The 17,880-nt window shown below is 62.4% G+C and carries 14 protein-coding genes; 6 read left to right on the top strand and 8 right to left on the bottom strand.

What is annotated here, in order from left to right; translation table 11 throughout:
• Positions 1-40 precede the first annotated feature (40 nt).
• A complete protein-coding gene (locus KQ661_RS08550) occupies positions 41-790 on the bottom strand; it encodes a J domain-containing protein (protein WP_216686173.1) in 750 nt (249 codons plus the stop codon).
• A gap of 127 nt (positions 791-917) precedes the next feature.
• Here KQ661_RS08550 and KQ661_RS08545 point away from each other — a divergent pair, with 127 nt between their 5' ends.
• Positions 918-1,823, top strand: a complete 906-nt coding sequence (locus KQ661_RS08545) for an urease accessory protein UreD (RefSeq protein WP_216686172.1) — start codon at positions 918-920, stop codon at positions 1,821-1,823.
• A 28-nt stretch (positions 1,824-1,851) separates the two neighbouring features.
• Here KQ661_RS08545 and KQ661_RS08540 read toward each other — a convergent pair whose 3' ends face one another.
• The gene (locus tag KQ661_RS08540; protein WP_216686171.1) at positions 1,852-4,269 is read right to left on the bottom strand and encodes a TonB-dependent receptor domain-containing protein; all 2,418 of its coding nucleotides are present in this window, start codon (positions 4,267-4,269) and stop codon (positions 1,852-1,854) included.
• Between the two features lie 212 nt (positions 4,270-4,481).
• On the opposite strand from KQ661_RS08540, the gene KQ661_RS08535 reads away from it, so the two are divergent.
• The 4 genes from KQ661_RS08535 (at position 4,482) to KQ661_RS08520 (ending at position 7,662) form a co-directional block, all read left to right on the top strand.
• Positions 4,482-5,507 carry a sensor histidine kinase gene (locus KQ661_RS08535; RefSeq protein WP_216686170.1) on the top strand — a complete coding sequence of 342 codons (1,026 nt, stop codon included), beginning with the start codon at positions 4,482-4,484 and terminating at the stop codon, positions 5,505-5,507.
• Between the two features lie 171 nt (positions 5,508-5,678).
• Entirely contained in the window at positions 5,679-6,422 is a 744-nt protein-coding gene (locus KQ661_RS08530) for a LytR/AlgR family response regulator transcription factor (RefSeq protein ID WP_216686169.1), read from the top strand.
• A 127-nt stretch (positions 6,423-6,549) separates the two neighbouring features.
• Positions 6,550-7,368 carry a transposase gene (locus KQ661_RS22065; protein ID WP_216686168.1) on the top strand — a complete coding sequence of 273 codons (819 nt, stop codon included), beginning with the start codon at positions 6,550-6,552 and terminating at the stop codon, positions 7,366-7,368.
• Between the two features lie 9 nt (positions 7,369-7,377).
• Positions 7,378-7,662, top strand: coding sequence for a hypothetical protein (locus KQ661_RS08520; RefSeq protein ID WP_216686167.1), 285 nt, complete (start codon positions 7,378-7,380; stop codon positions 7,660-7,662).
• 28 nt (positions 7,663-7,690) lie between these two features.
• On the opposite strand, the gene ureG is transcribed toward KQ661_RS08520, so the two are convergent.
• The 6 genes from ureG to KQ661_RS08490 all read right to left on the bottom strand — a co-directional run bounded on the left by ureG (position 7,691) and on the right by KQ661_RS08490 (position 12,877).
• Positions 7,691-8,443 carry an urease accessory protein UreG gene (gene ureG, locus KQ661_RS08515; RefSeq protein WP_216686166.1) on the bottom strand — a complete coding sequence of 251 codons (753 nt, stop codon included), beginning with the start codon at positions 8,441-8,443 and terminating at the stop codon, positions 7,691-7,693.
• A 74-nt stretch (positions 8,444-8,517) separates the two neighbouring features.
• The gene (locus tag KQ661_RS08510; protein ID WP_216686165.1) at positions 8,518-9,189 is read right to left on the bottom strand and encodes an urease accessory protein UreF; all 672 of its coding nucleotides are present in this window, start codon (positions 9,187-9,189) and stop codon (positions 8,518-8,520) included.
• A gap of 68 nt (positions 9,190-9,257) precedes the next feature.
• Positions 9,258-10,976, bottom strand: a complete 1,719-nt coding sequence (ureC, locus tag KQ661_RS08505; protein WP_216686164.1) for an urease subunit alpha — start codon at positions 10,974-10,976, stop codon at positions 9,258-9,260.
• Positions 10,977-11,015: 39 nt separating this feature from the next.
• On the bottom strand, positions 11,016-11,450 hold the full coding sequence (locus KQ661_RS08500) for a hypothetical protein (RefSeq protein WP_216686163.1): 435 nt from the start codon (positions 11,448-11,450) through the stop codon (positions 11,016-11,018).
• A gap of 22 nt (positions 11,451-11,472) precedes the next feature.
• A complete protein-coding gene (locus KQ661_RS08495) occupies positions 11,473-12,216 on the bottom strand; it encodes an urease subunit beta (RefSeq protein ID WP_216686162.1) in 744 nt (247 codons plus the stop codon).
• Positions 12,217-12,316: 100 nt separating this feature from the next.
• Positions 12,317-12,877 carry a HupE/UreJ family protein gene (locus KQ661_RS08490; RefSeq protein WP_216686161.1) on the bottom strand — a complete coding sequence of 187 codons (561 nt, stop codon included), beginning with the start codon at positions 12,875-12,877 and terminating at the stop codon, positions 12,317-12,319.
• 471 nt (positions 12,878-13,348) lie between these two features.
• On the opposite strand from KQ661_RS08490, the gene gltB reads away from it, so the two are divergent.
• Positions 13,349-17,872 (top strand): glutamate synthase large subunit, encoded by a 4,524-nt coding sequence (gltB, locus tag KQ661_RS08485; protein WP_216686160.1) that lies wholly within the window; start codon positions 13,349-13,351, stop codon positions 17,870-17,872.
• Positions 17,873-17,880 lie beyond the last annotated feature (8 nt).

Here is a 17,880-nt window from a genome sequence, read left to right as displayed (position 1 = left end):
ATTTGATATGCAGGACTGGTTTGACGACTGGCTTTCGGCCTCAGAAACAGAGCAGCATAACGAGCGTCAGAATGGTGAGCAGGGCCCCGACGGCGGCGGTATTCACGTAGGTTTCGGGCGAGTGGCCGGGCCAGGTGCCCACGGCGGCCACGGCGGCCAGCAGCAGCGGCAGCAGGAAAAAGGTGCCGTAGATGGTGCCGCCGTAGGGCCGGAAGGGAGCCGGGCCGTCGGGCGACCCGGGTGCGCGGATGCGCTGCACGATGCCTAGTAGGGGCGTTTGCCACACCGCGATGGCCTGGCCCATGCGCACCCGGTGGCCAATGGCGCTGGGCAACCGGAAGCTGGTGTGCACCGTGTGCACGCGGTAGGCCATCTCGGGGGCGGAAAGTGCGGCCGGCACCGATACCGGGAAGCGGCTCTGCACGGTTTCGTGGGGGTATTGGCGCAGCGGCAGCGCCCAGTCGAGGCCCAGCAGCAGGCAGCAGGCCAGCAGCGCCACATTCAGGCTGCGGGCCAGGCGGGCGTGGTGGTACCAGCGCGCCTCGGCGGCCGCGTAGTGGGGCGGCAGCGCGGGCATATCGGGCTCCTGGGCCAGCAGCACATCGTAGGCCACGCGGCGGCGCGGGTGGCCCAGAATGCCGTAGCCGGCCTCTACCTCGGTGAGGCGGACGCGCATGGCGGGGTCGGCGGCCAGCTGCCGGAGCCGGGTGCGCTGGCGCAGGTAGCCCTGCTCAATTTCCCGGGCCGTGGCCGTGGCCCCAACCCCCAAAACGTGGTAATAATTCTGCATAGACGAAGCGCGGCAATGCCCGAAAATACAGACGCGCAGCTATTTTCAAACGCGGCCGGGGCCGGCGCTATTGCCCGGAGCCCTGGCCCCGGCCGCTTACCAGCGCCAGGCCCGTAATTAGCGGCCCATGATGCCTGTTCCCGAAGTTTCTCCGGCCCTGCTACCGCTGCCCCCCACCCCCACCACCCCGCCCTGGAGCATGCTGGAGGCGGCCGTGGTGCGCGGCAAAACGCGGCTCATTGCCTGCAAAAACATGCAGCCGCTGAAGCTGCTGCAACCCGCATCACCCGGCAGCTTTTGCCATGTAGTGCTGAGCAGCTACGGCGGCGGCCTGGTGGCGGGCGACGCTATCTGGCTGCGGGTGGCGGTGCAGGCCGGGGCGCAGCTGGTGCTGAGCACCCAGGCCAGCACCCGGGTTTTCCGCTCCATTGATGGGGCCGTGGCCAAGCAGCACACCGTGGGCGAATTGGGCGACGACGCCCTGGCCGTGGTATTCCCCGACCCGGTGGTGCCGCAGGCCGCCAGCCGCTACCGCCAGACGCAGGAGTGGCACCTGGCCCCCACGGCGCTCCTGTTGCTGGTCGACTGGTTCCACTCCGGCCGCATGGACCAGGGCGAGCGATTTGCCTTCACGTCCTTTCAGTCGGAGCTGCGGGTGCGGGTGGGCGGCCGGCTGGCGCTACTGGATAGGTTCGGCTTTCAACCCGAGGAAAACATAGCCGCCTCGCCGGCCAACTTCGCCGGGTATCAGAGCTTCTTCTCGGTTTTTTTAGTGGGTAATCCGGAGGATGCGCGCTTTCAGGTTTTAGCCGAGGTGCTGGCGCGGCAGAAGATGCCGGGCGGCACGGGGCCGCACTTCCGGCTGAGCAGCCAGGAGGTGGTGGTGTCGGTAACGCGGGCGCGGGAGAATGTGTGTCTGCTGCGGGCCGCCGCGCACAGCCGCATGGCCTTGCAGCCGCTCTGCGATGCGCTGCTGGCGGCCCTGGCTAGCGAGGATTTGCTGGGATGGAACCCGTTGGGCAGGAAAATGTAGCGCGGACGCTGTAAGTCTGGGCTGCTCCCTAATTCCCTACGCGGACTTCTTCTTCGGTGCTGGCGGCGGCGTGGCGGGCCTGGGTTTTGCCGCTGCCGATTTTGCAGGTGAAGGCCAGGGTCAGGCGGCGGCTTTCCCACTGGTTGTTCCAGGTCTGGTTCACGTTGTTGTATTGGAGGGTGCTGCGGAAACGGCTGGTGTTGAACACGTCGCTGACGCGCAGGCTGAAGCTGGCTCTTTCGGCCCAGATTTGCTTTTTCAGGCCCAGGTTTACCGAGCCGCTGGCTTTAGCCTGGTAGAGGCCCTGCACGGCGGGCGAGCTGTATTCGCCGCTCACCGTGAGCTTGTAGCTGCGAGGCAGCACGAAGGTGTGGTTGGAACTGGCTTCCCAGCTGTAGCTGGCCAGGCGCACCGCTTGGTTTTCGACCTGGGTAGCCACTTGCGTATAGCTGCCGCTCAGCTGGTTATCCACGCCCCACCACTTCGTGATATCGGTGTGGCCGCCCGAGCTCAGGGTGAGGGTGCTGGCCTGGGCCAGGTTCTGCGGAGTGCTGGTCGATACCTTGGTCACGTCGTTCTGGGTCACTATAGGGTTCACCGAGTTGGTTTCGTGCAGGTAGCTCAGGCTCAGGATTTGGAAGTCTTTGTGCAAGTAGTTGAACACGAACGACTGCGAGAGCGAGGGGGCCAGGAAAGGGTTCCCCTGCTGGGCGGTGTAGAAGTCGGAGTAGTTGAGGAAGGGGTTCAGGCTTTGGTAGTTGGGGCGGGTGATGCGGCGGCTGACGGAGGCGCTTACCTGGTCCTGCTCCGTTATTTTGTAGCTGGCGAAGGCGCTGGGGAACAGCTGGAAGTAGCGGCGGTCAACCTGTTCGCCGGTAGTGGCCGAGTGGCCGCTGGTCTGGGTTAGCTCGCCGCGCAGGCCCGCTTTCAGTTCCAGCCGGCCATAGCTGGTGTTCACGCTCAGGTAGCCGGCCGAAATGTGCTCGTCGTACTGGAACTGATTGGTGCGCAGCGCATCAAGCAGCCATTCGCTGCCAGCCAGCTTATCGAACTGAATGGCGCTGCGCGACGTCACCCAGCTGGTTTTCGCGCCGGTTTCGGCCCGCCACTTGGTGCCGGCGAAGGGGTGCACGTAGTCGATTTTGGCGGCCCGGATGGTAGTTTCGGACGAGGCCGCGCTGCGCAGCTGCTCGGCCGGGCGGCCCTCTTCGCTGCCGGCCGCAAACACCAGGTTGCGGAAGCTTTGGTTGCTGGCGCTGGCGTAGTGCACGTAGTCGAGGTCGGCGCTCAGCTCGCGGCCGGTGCTGTCGAGGGCGAAGCGATAGTAGCCGTTCAGAGCCAGGTTATTATTATTGCTGGTTTCGGGGTTGGTCATCTGGCGGCGGCCGCCGGGGTTGCCGGCCGCGTCGGTGGTCACCGAGTTGCTGGTGCGCACGGCGTCGGTGATGGTTAAGCCGCCGCGCAGCTGCAGACCGATGCTCTGGCGGGCGGTCAGGGCCACGTCGGCACCGGTGGCGTAGGTGCCAGCGTACATGAGCGGCCGCCACACGTTTTCCTGGTTGAAGAGGCTGTCGCGGATGGTGCGAATCATGGTAAGGCGGTTGAAGGAGTTGTAGCGGCCGCCGTCGAGGCGGGCGAAGAGGCGCACCTTGCCCACGTTGTAGCTCAGGTTGGTGCCGGCCCAGCTTTTTTCGTAGCGGCCCTGGCCCAGGCCCAGGTTGTAGGTGCCGCTCAGGCCCGGGCGCTGGCTGCGGCGCAGCTTGATGTTGAGCACGCCGGCCGTGCCGGCGGCGTCCAGCGAAGCGGGCGGGTTGGGCAGCAGCTCAATCTGGCTGATGGCCGAGGCGGGCAGCGACTTCAGGTAATTGCTCAGGGCCGCGCCACTCATGTAGGTCAGCTTGCCATCGATGAGCACGTTCACGCCGGTACTGCCCCGATACACGATGTTGTCGTCCTTGTCCAGCGTCACGCCGGGAGCTTTTTTCAGGATTTCGAGGGCGGTTTCGCCGGCCGTGTTCAGGCGCTCCACGTTCAGCACGGTACGGTCGGCGTGCAGCTCCAGTATGGGCGTGGTGCCGGTTACGGTCACTTCCTGCAGGGCGGTGGCGGCGGGGGCCAGGCGCAGGGCGGGTACGGTCACGGCTTCTTTGCCCACCACGAAAGCGGCGCTACGGGCGCTGGCATAGCTCATCAGCAGGGCCTTCACGCAGTAGCGGCCGGGCTTGATGCTGGTGAAAGCATAGCCGCCCTGTTCGGTAGTCGTTTGGGAATTGGCAATGGTGGAATCGGGCAATTGCAGCAGCACGGCGGTGGCGAAAGCCAGCGGCTGGCCGGCGGCATCGAGGATGGAACCGGTGGCGGTGGCCGACTGAGCAGCGGCGCGCTGGGCGAGCCCCGGCAGCACGAGCAGCAGCAGAAAAAGGCGGAGGCGGAGTAGCGTTTTCATCACGAAAAAGGGGTTGGCTGAATGACGAGTCAAAGGTGAGCGCGCCCATTTTCAGGACAAAAAATAGTATGCCAACCCGCCAAAACCCGGTGCCAGCGCCCTTTTCGTGCCTTTCCCCGGTTGGCATCCCAAAACCGGGGGTTGGCATAAAAAAGGTGCGGGGCGCGGCCGGGAGCGGTAGTTTTGGTCACTCAATTATTATCCCCCTACATATGGCTTCCCTCCTGACCAAATCCGCTCTTCGCTGGCACGTTCTGGGCTGGCTGCTGTATGGCGGCTACGAATTCCTGGGCTTATTCCTGCATCATCAGGCGGGACTGCGCATCGGGTTTTGGCTCACGGCCTCGGTCCTGTTTATTCGCTTCGCGGAGTTCTACCTGTGCTACCTGGTGGTGTATCCACGGTTGCTGCGCTCGGGCCGCGCCCCGCAGCTAGTGGCGGCGCTGCTGGGTGTGCTGGCGCTCTACATCGGGGCGCGGGCGCTCATTGAGGAGGTGATTTATCCCGCCGTACTGGGCTTCCACAATTACTCGCCCGACACGAAGGTGTGGTACTACATCTTCGATAATATGTTTTTTGGCAGCCCCATGATTGTCGTGAGCGCCGCCCTATGGGCCGGCAGCGCGGCCGTGCACCGCGAGCGCGAAAACCGCCAGCTGCGCACCGAAAAGCGCGCCGCCGAAGTCGCTTTCCTCAAGACCCAAATCAACCCGCACTTCCTCTACAACACCCTCAACATGCTCTTCAGCATGGCCTACCCGGTGGCCAAACCCGTGGCCAACGCCATCCTGAAACTCTCGGAGCTGATGCGCTACATGCTGCACGAAAGCCCTGACGGCCAAGTCGACCTGGAAAAAGAAATCGAGTACTTGCACAATTATTTAGACCTCTACCGCCTGCGCTTCCCCGACAGCTTCCACGTCGATTTCGCCGTGACCGGCGAGCCCGCCGGCCGCCGCGTGGCCCCGCTCGTCCTCATCCCCTTCGTCGAAAACGCCATCAAGCACGGCGTCCTCGACGACCCCGCTCACCCCGTCCACATTCGCCTGAATATCGAAGGCGAGCAGCTGCAGTTCGAAGTCGAAAACCAGCGCAGCGACGATAACAAGGATGCTACCACCGGCATCGGCCTACCCAACCTGCGCCGGCGGCTGGCGCTGCTATATCCGGAGCGGCACACGCTGCACGTTGGGGCGGCGGAAGAGCAGTTTGTGACTTCGTTGCGGCTGGTGGGGTGAAGCCGTTTGTCATCCTGAGCGCAGCGAAAGACCTTATTACCGATGAACAGTTTGCGGTAAATAGTTGGATTAGTATCCATCGTTCGACCGTGATAAGGTCCTTCGCTGCGCTCAGGATGACAGATGGATTGCTGCCTGCCGTTCTTTACCCTTCCTAAACTCCCCCCGCCCATGATTCGCTGCCTCGCCGTCGATGACGAAGCCCCTGCCCTGCTCATTCTCGCCGATTACATCGGCCAGCTGCCCTTCCTCACGCTGGTGGGCACCACCACCAACCCCATCGAAGCCCTGACGCTGGTGCAGCAGGGCCAGGTCGATTTGGTGTTTCTCGACATCCAGATGCCCAAGCTCACTGGCCTGCAGTTCCTTAAGCTGGCCGGCAACCGCTGCAAAGTCGTCCTCACCACCGCCTACCCCGAATACGCGCTCGAAGGCTACGAAAACGACGTGGTGGACTACCTGCTCAAGCCCATTTCCTTCGAGCGGTTTTTCAAAGCGGCGCAAAAGGCCCTGGCGCTGCTGCCCGGCCCCGCGCCGGAGCCCGCCGCGCCCGCCCAGCTGGCAGCGCCGGTTTCGGCCGTGCTGGCCCCGCCGCCCACCGGCCATATGTTTGTGAAAGGCGAGAGCAAGAACAAGTTTCTGCGCGTCAACTACGCCGACATTCTCTACATCGAGGGGCTAAGCAACTACGTGTCCATCCACCTGCCCACGCAGCGCGTGGTGACGTATCAAACCCTGAAGGAGCTGGCCGAGACGCTGCCGCAGCCGCCGTTTCTACGGGTGCACAAGTCCTTTATCGTGTCGCTCGACAAGATTCGCATGGTCGATGGCAACACGATTTATATTCAGGACAAGGAGATTCCGGTGGGCGAAACGTATCGAGAAATGCTCTACCGGCAGATTCGGGAGCAGTAGCGCGGACTTTTAGTCCGCGAGTGAACGGGATTAACTCACGGACAACTCTACCCTACTAAATTTTAGGGCATAAAAACGGGGCAGCCCGACCTTTGGGGTTCCAACCACCAAAAACCCGTTCTGCCCCGTGAAGCAACACTTCGCTGCCAAAATTACGACGCTTTTGCAACAGGCCCCGTTTGTGGGCCACTTGTCCCGCCAAAAGTTTGTGGGCCAGTTTATTCTTGGCCTGATAAAGAGCCGCAACGTGCAATTCGGCGAGGTGGCCCAGCACCTCAATGACGCGGCCAAGCCCGCCTCGAACGAAACGCGCATTCAGGACTTTTTCCGCGAAGTAGACCTCAATTACGTACTGTTGGCCAGACTTTTACTGAGTTTGTTGCCTGCGCAGGGCAAGCTGCGCTTATGCCTCGACCGCACGGAGTGGGACTTCGGCCAGTGCCAGGTGAACATCCTGCTCGTCACCGTCGGCACGGGCGAGGTCCACGTGCCCCTTTATTGGCACCTACTCGACAACCGCAGCGGCAACTCCAACGCCGCCGACCGCATCGCCGTGCTCGAAAAATGCGTGGCCTTGCTGGGCAAAGACCGCATCGGCCTGGTCGTGGGCGACCGGGAATTTGTCGGCCATGCGTGGTTCAAGTGGCTCAAAGACAACGGGCTTAATTTTGTCATGCGCCTGCCCAAGCACCACTGCCTGACCCACGCCGACGGCCGGCGGCAGGCCGTGGCCGACCTGGGCCTGGTGCCGGGGCAGGTGCGCCGCTTCGCTCACGTGCAGGTCGACGGGGTTTGGGGGCAGGTCTGGGTCAAGGCCGTGGCGGCGGACGCGTTTGTCTTCCTGTTTGCCACGGCCGGCCTGAACCACCTCGAGCAACTCTATGCCAAGCGCTGGACGATTGAGCAATGCTTTCAAAATCTGAAAGGGCGGGGCTTTAACCTGTAAGCCACCCACTTGCGCTGTTTCCAAAAGCTGCGCAAGCTCGTGGCCCTGGTCAGCCTGGCCTACGCGTTTTGTCTGGGCGTGGGCGCGGCCGCCCACGGCGGCCGCCAGCCCATTGCCCGCAAAAACCACGGCTACCGGGCCGCCAGCCTGAGCCGCCACGGCCTCAATCTGCTCCGCCAACTCGCCCGCCCGCTGACCCTGCCCGAGGACCCATTGGCCTGCTTGGTTGAAACGCTACTGAACTGGATTACGAGGCAACTTGCTAAAAATCAATTACTAAAAATAGTAGGGTAGAGTACTCACGGACTAAAAGTCCGCGCTACTACCGCCTATCCTCGCGCACGGCGGCCAGCGCCCGCGCCTTAGCGGCTTTGATGTGGCCGATAATCTCCTCCAACCCAAACCCATCCACGGCCCGCGCAAACAGGAACGGGCCGTCACCGCGCATCTTCTTCGAGTCCCGTTCCATCACGCCGAGGTCGGCTTTAATCAAGTCTTTGAGGTCGATTTTATTGATAATGAGCAAGTCCGACTGCGTGATACCCGGCCCGCCCTTGCGCGGGATTTTATCCCCGCCCGACACGTCGATAACGTAGATAGAATAGTCCACCAGCTCGCGGCTGAAGTGGGCGGCCAGGTTGTCGCCGCCGCTCTCCACGAATAAAAAATCCAGCTTGAACTCAAAGCGCTGCATCAGTCCTTCGAGGGCATCCATGTTCAGCGAAATGTCCTCGCGGATGGCCGCGTGCGGGCAGCCGCCGGTTTCCACGCCCACAATCCGGTCTGCGCTCAGGGCGCTATTCCGGATGAGGAATTCAGCGTCTTCGCGGGTGAAAATGTCGTTGGTAACCACGCCCAACTCGAACTCGTGCCGCAGCCGCTCGCAGAGCGCTTTCAGCAGGGCCGTTTTGCCCGTGCCCACCGGCCCGCCAATGCCCACGGTGAAGGCCCGCTTGCGGAAATTGCGGTAGGACGGCAAGCGGCGCGTTTCGCGCTCGTTGAAGTCGCCGGGCGATTCGTAGGCTTCGTGCTGGTGGCCGTGGAGAAGCAGGGCGAGTTTTTCGACAAAAGCCATGAGTAGTAGCGCGGACTTTTAGTCCGCAGATGTGTGGATTGATTTGGACTCACGGACTAAAAGTCCGCGCTACATTAGTTCTGGAAAAGCTTGGAATAAATATCCTCGTGCAGCACCTGCGCCACATCGAGCATAAACGCCGAGCGCACGGCTTCTCCATATCCTTTCCCTGCCTGCGCCGCCAGAATATGCTCGAACACTGCGTAGAAATCGTGTTGCAGCTGGTGCCCCTCCAGCGGCCCCAGCAACCCGAGGCGAATGGCGGCGCTGAGCTGGTCGCGCAGCAGCATGTGCAGGTACATGGCCTGTAGCTCGTCTAGCGCGAAACCTGCCCGCTGCAAGGCCAGCGTGAAAACCAGCGTGAAATGCGGCGGAGTTTCCTGCGTGGCAAACCAGTTGGTAATGCATTCCAATTCGGCTTCCGGGTAGAAGGTGGCCAGCAGTTTCAGCCAGTTGCGGCCCTGCACGGCGCTGGCTTTGTAGAGGCCAGGCACTAGGAGTTGCGCGTTGTATTCTTCGGCGAGGGTTAGAAATTTGGGGCTTTTTTCGGTAAGCTGGAAGGCGGAATGCATGAACGGCAGCTCGACGCTGCCGGCCTGCTGCAGGTAGGCATACAGGTACTGGCGCAAGTCGCCCGAGGAGCGGAGCAGGCCGAAGGTGTGGCTGCTTTCCAGGCCGTAGGAATAGGCGAACGAGCCGGTGGGCAGGGCCGAATCGACGAGGTGCAGGAGGCGGGCGAAGTGCATGGGATGTAGCGCGGACTTTTAGTCCGCGGGTGGATTGGCTGACTCGCGGACTAAAAGTCCGCGCTACATTAAAACAGATTATACAGCTGCGCCAGCGGCAGCACCTCCGCCGGCTCGCAGGTCAGGTGCAGCCCGTCCACCATTACCCGGTACGTCTCCGGGTCTACCGAAATGTTGGGCAGGTAGTCGTTCAGGGCCATGTCCTTCTTGCCGATATTCCGGCAGTTCTTCACCGCCACTACTTGCTTCGTCAACCCATAATCGGCCCGCACTCTTTCAACCGAAGCTCCCGATACGAACACCATCGAGCTCTTCCCAATGGCCCCGCCCAGCGCGCCGAACATGGGCCGCGAAAAGGAAGGTTGCGGCGTGGGAATGGAGGCGTTGGCATCGCCCATCTGGGATTGGGCAATTATGCCGCCTTTAATAATCATCTCCGGGCGGGCGCCGAAAAAGGCGGGTTTCCAAAGCACTAAATCGGCCAGCTTGCCGATTTCGACGGAGCCGACTTCGTGCGAAATGCCGTGGGCGCGGGCCGGGTTGATGGTGTACTTGGCCACGTAGCGGCGCACGCGGAAGTTGTCGGCCTGGCCGGTGGCGGCGTCTTCGGGCAGGGGGCCACGCTGCTGCTTCATTTTATGGGCCGTTTGCCAGGTGCGGGTGATGACCTCGCCCACCCGGCCCATGGCCTGCGAGTCGGAGCTGATGATGCTGAGCGCGCCCATATCGTGCAGGATGTCTTCGGCGGCGATGGTTTCGCCCCGGATGCGGCTTTCGGCGAAGGCCACGTCTTCGGGAATGTTGCGGTCGAGGTGGTGGCAGACCATGAGCATGTCGAGGTGCTCGTCGATGGTGTTCACCGTGAAGGGCCGCGTGGGGTTGGTGCTCGAGGGGATGACGTTGGGCTCGCCGCAGATTTTGATGATGTCGGGCGCGTGGCCGCCGCCCGCCCCTTCGGTGTGGTAGGAATGGATGGTGCGGCCCTTGAACGCCGCCGTGCTGGTTTCCACGAAGCCGCTCTCGTTCAGCGTATCGGTGTGGATGCAGACCTGCACGTCGTATTCCTCGGCAATGCTGAGGCACATGTCGATGGCTGCCGGGGTGGTGCCCCAGTCCTCGTGCAGCTTGAAGCCCAGCGCCCCGGCCTCGGCCTGCTCGCGCAGCCCCTCGGGCCGGGAGGAATTGCCCTTGGCCAGAAACCCGAAGTTGAGCGGGTAGGCCTCGGTGGCCTTCAGCATGGTTTCGAGGTAGAACACGCCGGGCGTGCAGGTGGTGGCGTTGGTGCCCGCCGCCGGCCCGGTGCCGCCCCCAATCATGGTGGTCACGCCGGAAGCCAGCGCCTCGGGAATCTGCTGGGGGCTGATGAAATGGATGTGGCAGTCGATGCCGCCGGCGGTGAGCAGCTGGCCTTCGCCGGCAATGACTTCGGTGGTGACGCCCACCACCATGCCGGGCGTGACGCCGGGCATGATGTGCGGGTTGCCGGCCTTGCCGATGCCCACGATGCGCCCGCCCTTGATGCCGATGTCGGCCTTGAAAATACCGGTGTAATCGACCACCAGCGCGTTGGTGATGACCAAATCCAGCGCATCCGCTTGGCCGATGCCGGCGGCCTGGCCCATGCCGTCGCGCAGCACCTTGCCGCCGCCGAACTTGCATTCCTCGCCGTACACGCAGTAGTCGCGTTCAACTTCAATCAGCAGGCCGGTATCGCCGAGGCGCACCCGGTCGCCGGTGGTGGGGCCGTACATGTCGGCATACGCGCGACGGGAAATGGGGAGGGACATATTTTAAAATGGTGGTCTGACTGCTGAAGTTAAATATGCTTACCGGCGAAGTGTGCGTATTTTATTAATGCTGTAAGGCCACATAAAGGCAAAAAAGCAAATGAGCAAAACTTGTGAAATTGATTGTCCTTTCACGTCATAATCTGGAGCAAGAAATAAATCAGGATATTCCGGCAAGTGCCGTAGCTGCGTTTCTTTATCGTGCCTTATCGCGTCGAAAAGACTGCGGCCAATAGTCAAAATCGGCTTTTTTTGGTTCAGATAATTAAAATGAAGCGAATAAGTATGCCTGCTTCCAATCGTTACTTCTCTTACCTCTGTTATTTCAACGGACACTAATTTCCCATTTTTCGAGACATCATATTTATGAATTGCGTCCGGAATCGTGTATAAAAAGACACTTAGTAGCACAGTGCTTATTAGAAGCATTAGCCACCAAGTTGCGGGTGAATTCTCATCAAGCGAAAAGCTCATTTGCTGGTAGATTTGACTTGGGTTAAAGCGGCTTCAGTTTCTCCAGCGCCTGCTGCTTCTTGCCAGCATCATCCAGTTTCCCATCAATGAGCCCATTGCCGCCGTACACGATGCGCTCGCCGGCCAGGGCCACCAGGCGCACGCGCTTGCGCTCGCCGGGCTCGAAGCGCACCGCCGTGCCGGCCGGGATGTTGAGGCGGAAACCGTAGGCGGCGGCGCGGTCGAAGTGCAGCGCCGCGTTGGTTTCGAAGAAGGGATAGTGCGAGCCGACCTGCACGGGCCGGTCGCCCATGTTCACGACGTCCACGTCCACCGTGGCGCGGCTTTCGTTGAGGATGAGTCCGGCTGGGTGCAGCTGGTATTCGCCAGGTTGGGGGTGGCTGGCGTTGGCGGGCGCGGCGCCGGGGGCCGGGGCGCGGCTCAGGCCGGAGCCGTAGAGGGCCAGGGCGGCATCACCGGTTTCGCGGCAGATGGGGTGGTGCACGGTCACGAGCTTGGTGCCGTCGGGGAAGGTGCCTTCGATTTGGACTTCGTGAATCATGTCGGCCACGCCGGGCAGCACGTCGGCCAGGCCCAGCAGCTGCTTGCCCTTGTCCATGAGCACGGCCACCCGCTCGCCGTCGCGGATGAACTCCAGCAGCTGCGTGGCGATGAGGGCCAGGGCTTCGGGGTAGTTCAGGAGCAGGCCGCGGGCGTAGCGCTTCTGCGCCACGAAACCGGCCTGGTGGAGAACGAGCTTGTCGAGGTCTTTGGGGGAGAGGTGCATGAGTAGGGTGCGGGGCTTGCCCCCGCCCGGCGTTCGCGCCGCTTTGGGTTATGGTTTCAGCGAATGTCGTGCAACGACGGGCGGGGGCAAGCCCCGCACCCTACAAGTTCTCATAAATCATGTGCCAGCCGTACACGATGCACACCAAGGAAGAAAGCGTAATGGCTGAGGTTTTCAGCACCCGGCTAATCCGCATACGTTTGGTAAACGGCACACTGCACAGCCCGGCCACGATAAACATGCCCAGAATAGAGCCCACGCCGAATACCGCGAAGTAGCCCACGCTCACCCAGACGCTGCGAATTTCGCTCATCACAAGCAATACCAGCGCGCCGCTGCCAGCCAGACCGTGCAGCAGGCCCACGGCAAAGGCCGCCCGCGAAGGCGCAGCGCCCGGCCGCACTTTGGCGGGCGGCCGGCGCTGCTCCAGCAGGCGGCTGACGCCCATGCCCACAAGCAACACCCCGACCGCGACTTCAAACCACGGCGAAGTAAGGAACGTGACGCGGCCCAACAAGATAACGGCTCCCACCAGTACCAGCGTGGTGGTGTGGCCCAGGCCCCAGTAGATGCCGTCGCGCAGGGCCGCGGCCAAGGTATCGCGGCGCGAAATCAGATTCGCCACGGCCAACAGGTGGTCGGGTTCGAACGCATGCCCCATTCCGGCCACTGAAGCAAACAAAATGGGCAACAGGCCTTGCATTTTAGGAGATGTGAAAGAGAAAGAGCGACTGGAAACGTTTGGGGCCCGCAAATTTTATGGCAACCGTATTTTTTTGAAAAAGTAATCTAAACTTTCCGGAATAGCTGCTGAATCTGAGAAAAGCTCCCGTAACTTACCATTCCGCACCGCTTGGCAGACGGCTGGGGAACGTTCATTCACTAGCCGCAGGGTACGCTAACGACTGGTTTTGACTTTGTACAATCGCTGCGCCCAATCCATTATCCAATAGCTATTTATTAGTTAATACTACGCACTGGAAATAGTAAAGCCGCGGATAACGCCAATTTACCTCCCGGCTGCGGGCCGTTACTTGTGAACAAGTGTGTGCAAGCAGCTGATTTTATGTCTGCCCGTGCGGATGTTCCCGCCGAGCGGCGGCACCCTTTTTCATGAATTATTAGAATTCCGATGCAACCCACCGACACCGCCCAGGGCCTCTACCGCCCCGAATTTGAGCACGATGCCTGCGGGACCGGTTTCATCACCCACCTCAACGGCCGCAAAACCCACCAGACCGTCGTCGATGCGCTGACCATGCTCGAAAACATGGAGCACCGCGGGGCCTGCGGCTGCGATACCGACTCCGGCGATGGAGCCGGCCTGCTCATTCAGATTCCGCACTGGTTCCTGCTCGAAGAATGCACCGCTCTCAGCATCCGTCTGCCCGAGCCGGGCAGCTACGGCGTGGGCACCGCCTTTTTGCCGAAGGACGAAGCCCTGCGCGCCGCCTGCCACGATGTGATAAATGGCGCGGCGGCGCGGCTGGGCTTCCCACTGCTGGGCTACCGGCCCCTGCCGGTGAACCCGGCCGGCATCGGTCCCACGGCGCTGGCCGCCGAGCCGGTGATGGAGCAGGTGTTTTTCGGCCGCCCGGCTGGCATCGTCACCGCCGAGGACTTCGAGCGCAAGCTCTACGTGCTGCGCCGCCTGATTTTCAAGACGGTACGCGAAACCGTGCCGGCCGCGATGGACGTGTTTTACTTCGCCTCGCTCTCCTGCAAAACCATCGTGTACAAGGGCCAGCTGACCACCTACCAGGTGCGCGGCTACTTCCCCGACCTCAGCGACGAGCGGGTGGTATCGGCCTTCGGGCTGGTGCATTCGCGGTTTTCGACCAACACGTTTCCGAGCTGGAAGCTGGCCCAGCCCTTCCGTTTCCTGGCGCATAATGGCGAAATCAACACCCTGCGGGGGAATCTGAACTGGTTTTACGCGGGCTTGCGCAACTACGTGTCGCCCTACTTCTCGGCGGCGGAAATGGACATGCTGCTGCCGGTGGTCGATGCCGGGCAGTCGGACTCGGCCTGCCTCGATAACGTGGTGGAAATCCTACTGCACTCGGGCCGCCCGCTGCCGCACGTGATGATGATGCTGGTGCCCGAAGCCTGGGACGGCAACACCCAGATGGCCCCGCTGAAAAAGGCCTTCTACGAGTTCCACGCCACGTTTATGGAGCCCTGGGACGGCCCGGCCGCCCTCATCTTCACCGATGGCCACCAGATTGGGGCTATGCTCGACCGCAACGGTCTACGCCCCCTGCGCTACCTCGAAACTACCGATGGCCGCGTACTGGTGGCCTCCGAAGCCGGCGTACTCCACATCGACCCCGCCACCGTGGTGCAGAAGGGCCGCCTGCAGCCCGGCAAAATGCTGCTGGTGGATACCGTGGCCGGTCGCATCATCACCGACGAGGAGTTGAAGGCCCAGGCCGCCGGCCGCCAACCCTACGGCGCGTGGCTGAACGAGTACCAAATTCGCCTCGAAGAGTTGCCCGAGCCGCGCCAGATGTTCACCAATTTGGCCGCCGACGCGGTTTTCAAGTACCACCAGGTGTTCGGCTACACCCGCGAGGACATCGACGCGCTGATAACGCCGATGGCGCTGGACGCCAAGGAACCTATCGGCTCGATGGGTGTGGACGTGCCGCTAGCTGTGCTTTCAGACCAGCCGCAGCACCTGAGCAGCTACTTCAAGCAGTTTTTCGCGCAGGTCACCAACCCGCCCATCGACCCCATCCGGGAGCGGCTGGTAATGAGTCTGGCCACGTTCCTGGGCAACAACGGCAACATCCTCGACGAGGACAAGCACCACTGCCACTGCGTGGCCCTGCGCCAGCCCATTCTGAGCAACCACGAGCTGGAAAAGCTCCGCAGCATCGACACCGGCATGTTCAATGCCAAGACCTTGCAAACGTATTTCAAGGCCGACGGCCTCCCCGGCTCCCTAGAGCGCGGCCTCGCCCGCCTCTGCCGCTACGCCGAAGATGCGGTAAATGACGGCTTCGAGGTGTTGATTTTGTCGGACCGCGCTTTGGATTCGGAGCACGCGCCCATTCCGTCGCTGCTGGCCGTGTCGGCCGTGCATCATCACCTGATTAAGCTCGGTTTCCGGGGTTCGGTGGGCTTGGTGGTGGAAGCCGGCGACGTGTGGGAAGTGCACCATTTCGCCTGTTTGCTGTCGTTCGGGGCCACGGCCATCAACCCCTACCTGGCGCTGGCCACCGTGCGCACCATGCGCGAAGCCGGCCATCTGGCTACCTCGCTGGACCAGTCGCAGCTGACCTACAACTACATCAAAGCCGTGTGCGACGGCCTGCTGAAGATTTTCTCGAAAATGGGCATTTCGACTTTGCAGAGCTACCACGGCGCGCAGGTATTTGAGATTCTGGGCATCAACCAGGCCGTGGTGGATGCTTATTTCTGCGGCGCGGTCACCCGCATCGGCGGGCTGGGACTTGATGAAATTGCCCGCGAAACACTCTATAAGCACTTCCAGGGCTTCAAAACCACCACGCCCGAGGAGCAGATTCTGCTGTCTGACGGCGGCCTCTACCACTGGCGGCGGCGCGGTGAGGCGCACATGTTCAACCCCGAAACGGTGCATCTGCTCCAACTCGCCACGCGGACGAACAACTACGCCACCTACCAGCGCTACGCTAAGCTCATCAATGAGCAGACGCGGCAGATGTTCACGCTGCGCGGGCTGCTGGATTTTGCCCACCACCGCGACCCGATTTCGATTGACGAGGTGGAGCCGGCTGAGGGCATCCTGAAGCGCTTTGCCACCGGGGCCATGTCGTTTGGCTCGATTTCGCACGAGGCGCACAGCACCCTGGCCATTGCCATGAATCGCATCGGCGGCAAGAGCAACACCGGCGAGGGCGGCGAGGACCCGATGCGCTACGAGGTGCTGCCCAACGGCGACTCCATGCGCTCGGCCATCAAGCAGGTGGCCTCGGCGCGCTTCGGCGTGACGGCGCATTACCTGACCAATGCCGACGAGCTGCAAATCAAGATGGCCCAGGGTGCCAAGCCCGGCGAGGGCGGCCAGCTCCCCGGCCACAAGGTGGACGAGTGGATTGCCAAGGTGCGCCACGCCACGCCCGGCGTGGGCCTGATTTCGCCCCCGCCCCACCACGACATCTACTCCATCGAAGACCTCGCCCAGCTCATCTTCGACCTAAAAAACGCCAACCGCACCGCCCGCATCAACGTGAAGCTGGTGAGCAAGGCGGGCGTGGGCACCATCGCGGCCGGCGTGGCCAAGGCGCACGCCGACGTGATTCTGATTGCCGGCTACGACGGCGGCACGGGCGCCTCACCCATCAGTTCCATCAAGCACGCCGGCCTGCCCTGGGAGCTGGGCCTGGCCGAAGCCCACCAGACCCTAGTGCAAAACCAGCTGCGCAGCCGCGTGGTGCTGCAGGCCGACGGCCAGCTGAAAACCGGCCGCGACCTGGCCGTAGCGGCGCTTTTGGGGGCCGAAGAATGGGGCGTAGCCACCGCCGCGCTGGTAGCCGGCGGCTGCGTGATGATGCGCAAATGCCACCTCAACACCTGCCCCGTGGGCGTGGCCACCCAGGACCCCGAGCTGCGCAAGCTCTTCACCGGCCAGCCCGAGCACATCGTAAACCTGTTCCGCTTCCTGGCCGAGGAGCTGCGCGAAATCATGGCCGAGCTGGGTTTCCGCACGATAAATGAGATGGTGGGTCGCCCCGAATTCCTGAAGGTACGCGAGGGCATCACCCACTGGAAAGCCCGCCATCTCGACCTGAGCGGCATGCTGCATCCTGCTGCCAACATCTCTGGCGGTACCCTGTATCAGAGCGAAGCGCAGGACCACGGCCTCGATAACATCCTCGACTGGCAGCTGCTGGCGCACGCCCAGCCGGCCCTGGACCACCAGACGCCGGTCTACGGCGAGTTCGAGGTGCACAACACCGACCGCACCATCGGCACGCTGCTCTCGAATGAGATTGCCAAGCGCTACCACGCCGCCGGCCTGCCCGACAACACGATTAACTACCGCTTCCACGGCTCGGCGGGGCAGAGTTTCGGCGCGTTCAGCGTAGCGGGCCTATCGTTTTCGCTCGAAGGCGAGGCCAACGACTACGTAGGCAAGGGCCTCAGCGGGGCCCGGCTGGCCATTTTCCCGGATGCCGCCGCCACGTTCGTGCCCGAAAACAACATCCTCATCGGCAACGTGGCGCTGTACGGGGCCACCTCCGGCGCGCTGTTCGTGCGCGGGCAGGCTGGCGAGCGGTTCGCCGTCCGCAACTCCGGTGCCACCGCCGTGGTGGAAGGCGTAGGCGACCACGGCTGCGAATACATGACGGGAGGACGCGCCCTCATCCTGGGCCAGACGGGCCGCAACTTCGCCGCCGGCATGAGCGGCGGCATCGCCTGGATTTACGACCCCAACGGCACCTTTCCCGAAAACTGCAACCCCGAAATGGTGGAACTAGACCCCCTCGACACTGAGGACGAGGACCAGATTCAGGCGCTGCTCCGGCAGCACGTGGAGCTGACTGGCAGCCAAGTGGCAGCCTTCCTGCTGGGCAGCTGGGCGGAGGAAGCCGGCAAGTTTGTGAAGGTGTTCCCAAGCGAGTATAAGAAGGTGCTGGCGAAGGCTCGGTATGCGACGGTGGGGTGATATTTGAA

This window comes from Hymenobacter siberiensis (assembly GCF_018967845.1).
Classification (GTDB): domain Bacteria; phylum Bacteroidota; class Bacteroidia; order Cytophagales; family Hymenobacteraceae; genus Hymenobacter; species Hymenobacter siberiensis.
Note: the sequence above shows the minus strand (reverse complement) of the source record. Positions and strands in the feature narration are given on the sequence as shown.

Bases quoted from the DNA above. Each gene is read 5' to 3' on its own strand.
- KQ661_RS08530 (WP_216686169.1), top strand. From the start codon at position 5,679: ATGATTCGCTGCCTCGCCGTCGATGACGAAGCCCCTGCCCTGCTCATT.
- KQ661_RS08550 (WP_216686173.1), bottom strand. From the start codon at position 790: ATGCAGAATTATTACCACGTTTTGGGGGTTGGGGCCACGGCCACGGCC.
- gltB (WP_216686160.1), top strand. From the start codon at position 13,349: ATGCAACCCACCGACACCGCCCAGGGCCTCTACCGCCCCGAATTTGAG.
- KQ661_RS08510 (WP_216686165.1), bottom strand. From the start codon at position 9,189: ATGCACTTCGCCCGCCTCCTGCACCTCGTCGATTCGGCCCTGCCCACC.
- KQ661_RS08545 (WP_216686172.1), top strand. From the start codon at position 918: ATGATGCCTGTTCCCGAAGTTTCTCCGGCCCTGCTACCGCTGCCCCCC.
- ureC (WP_216686164.1), bottom strand. From the start codon at position 10,976: ATGTCCCTCCCCATTTCCCGTCGCGCGTATGCCGACATGTACGGCCCC.
- ureG (WP_216686166.1), bottom strand. From the start codon at position 8,443: ATGGCTTTTGTCGAAAAACTCGCCCTGCTTCTCCACGGCCACCAGCAC.
- KQ661_RS08500 (WP_216686163.1), bottom strand. From the start codon at position 11,450: ATGAGCTTTTCGCTTGATGAGAATTCACCCGCAACTTGGTGGCTAATG.
- KQ661_RS08490 (WP_216686161.1), bottom strand. From the start codon at position 12,877: ATGGGGCATGCGTTCGAACCCGACCACCTGTTGGCCGTGGCGAATCTG.
- KQ661_RS08535 (WP_216686170.1), top strand. From the start codon at position 4,482: ATGGCTTCCCTCCTGACCAAATCCGCTCTTCGCTGGCACGTTCTGGGC.
- KQ661_RS08540 (WP_216686171.1), bottom strand. From the start codon at position 4,269: ATGAAAACGCTACTCCGCCTCCGCCTTTTTCTGCTGCTGCTCGTGCTG.
- KQ661_RS08495 (WP_216686162.1), bottom strand. From the start codon at position 12,216: ATGCACCTCTCCCCCAAAGACCTCGACAAGCTCGTTCTCCACCAGGCC.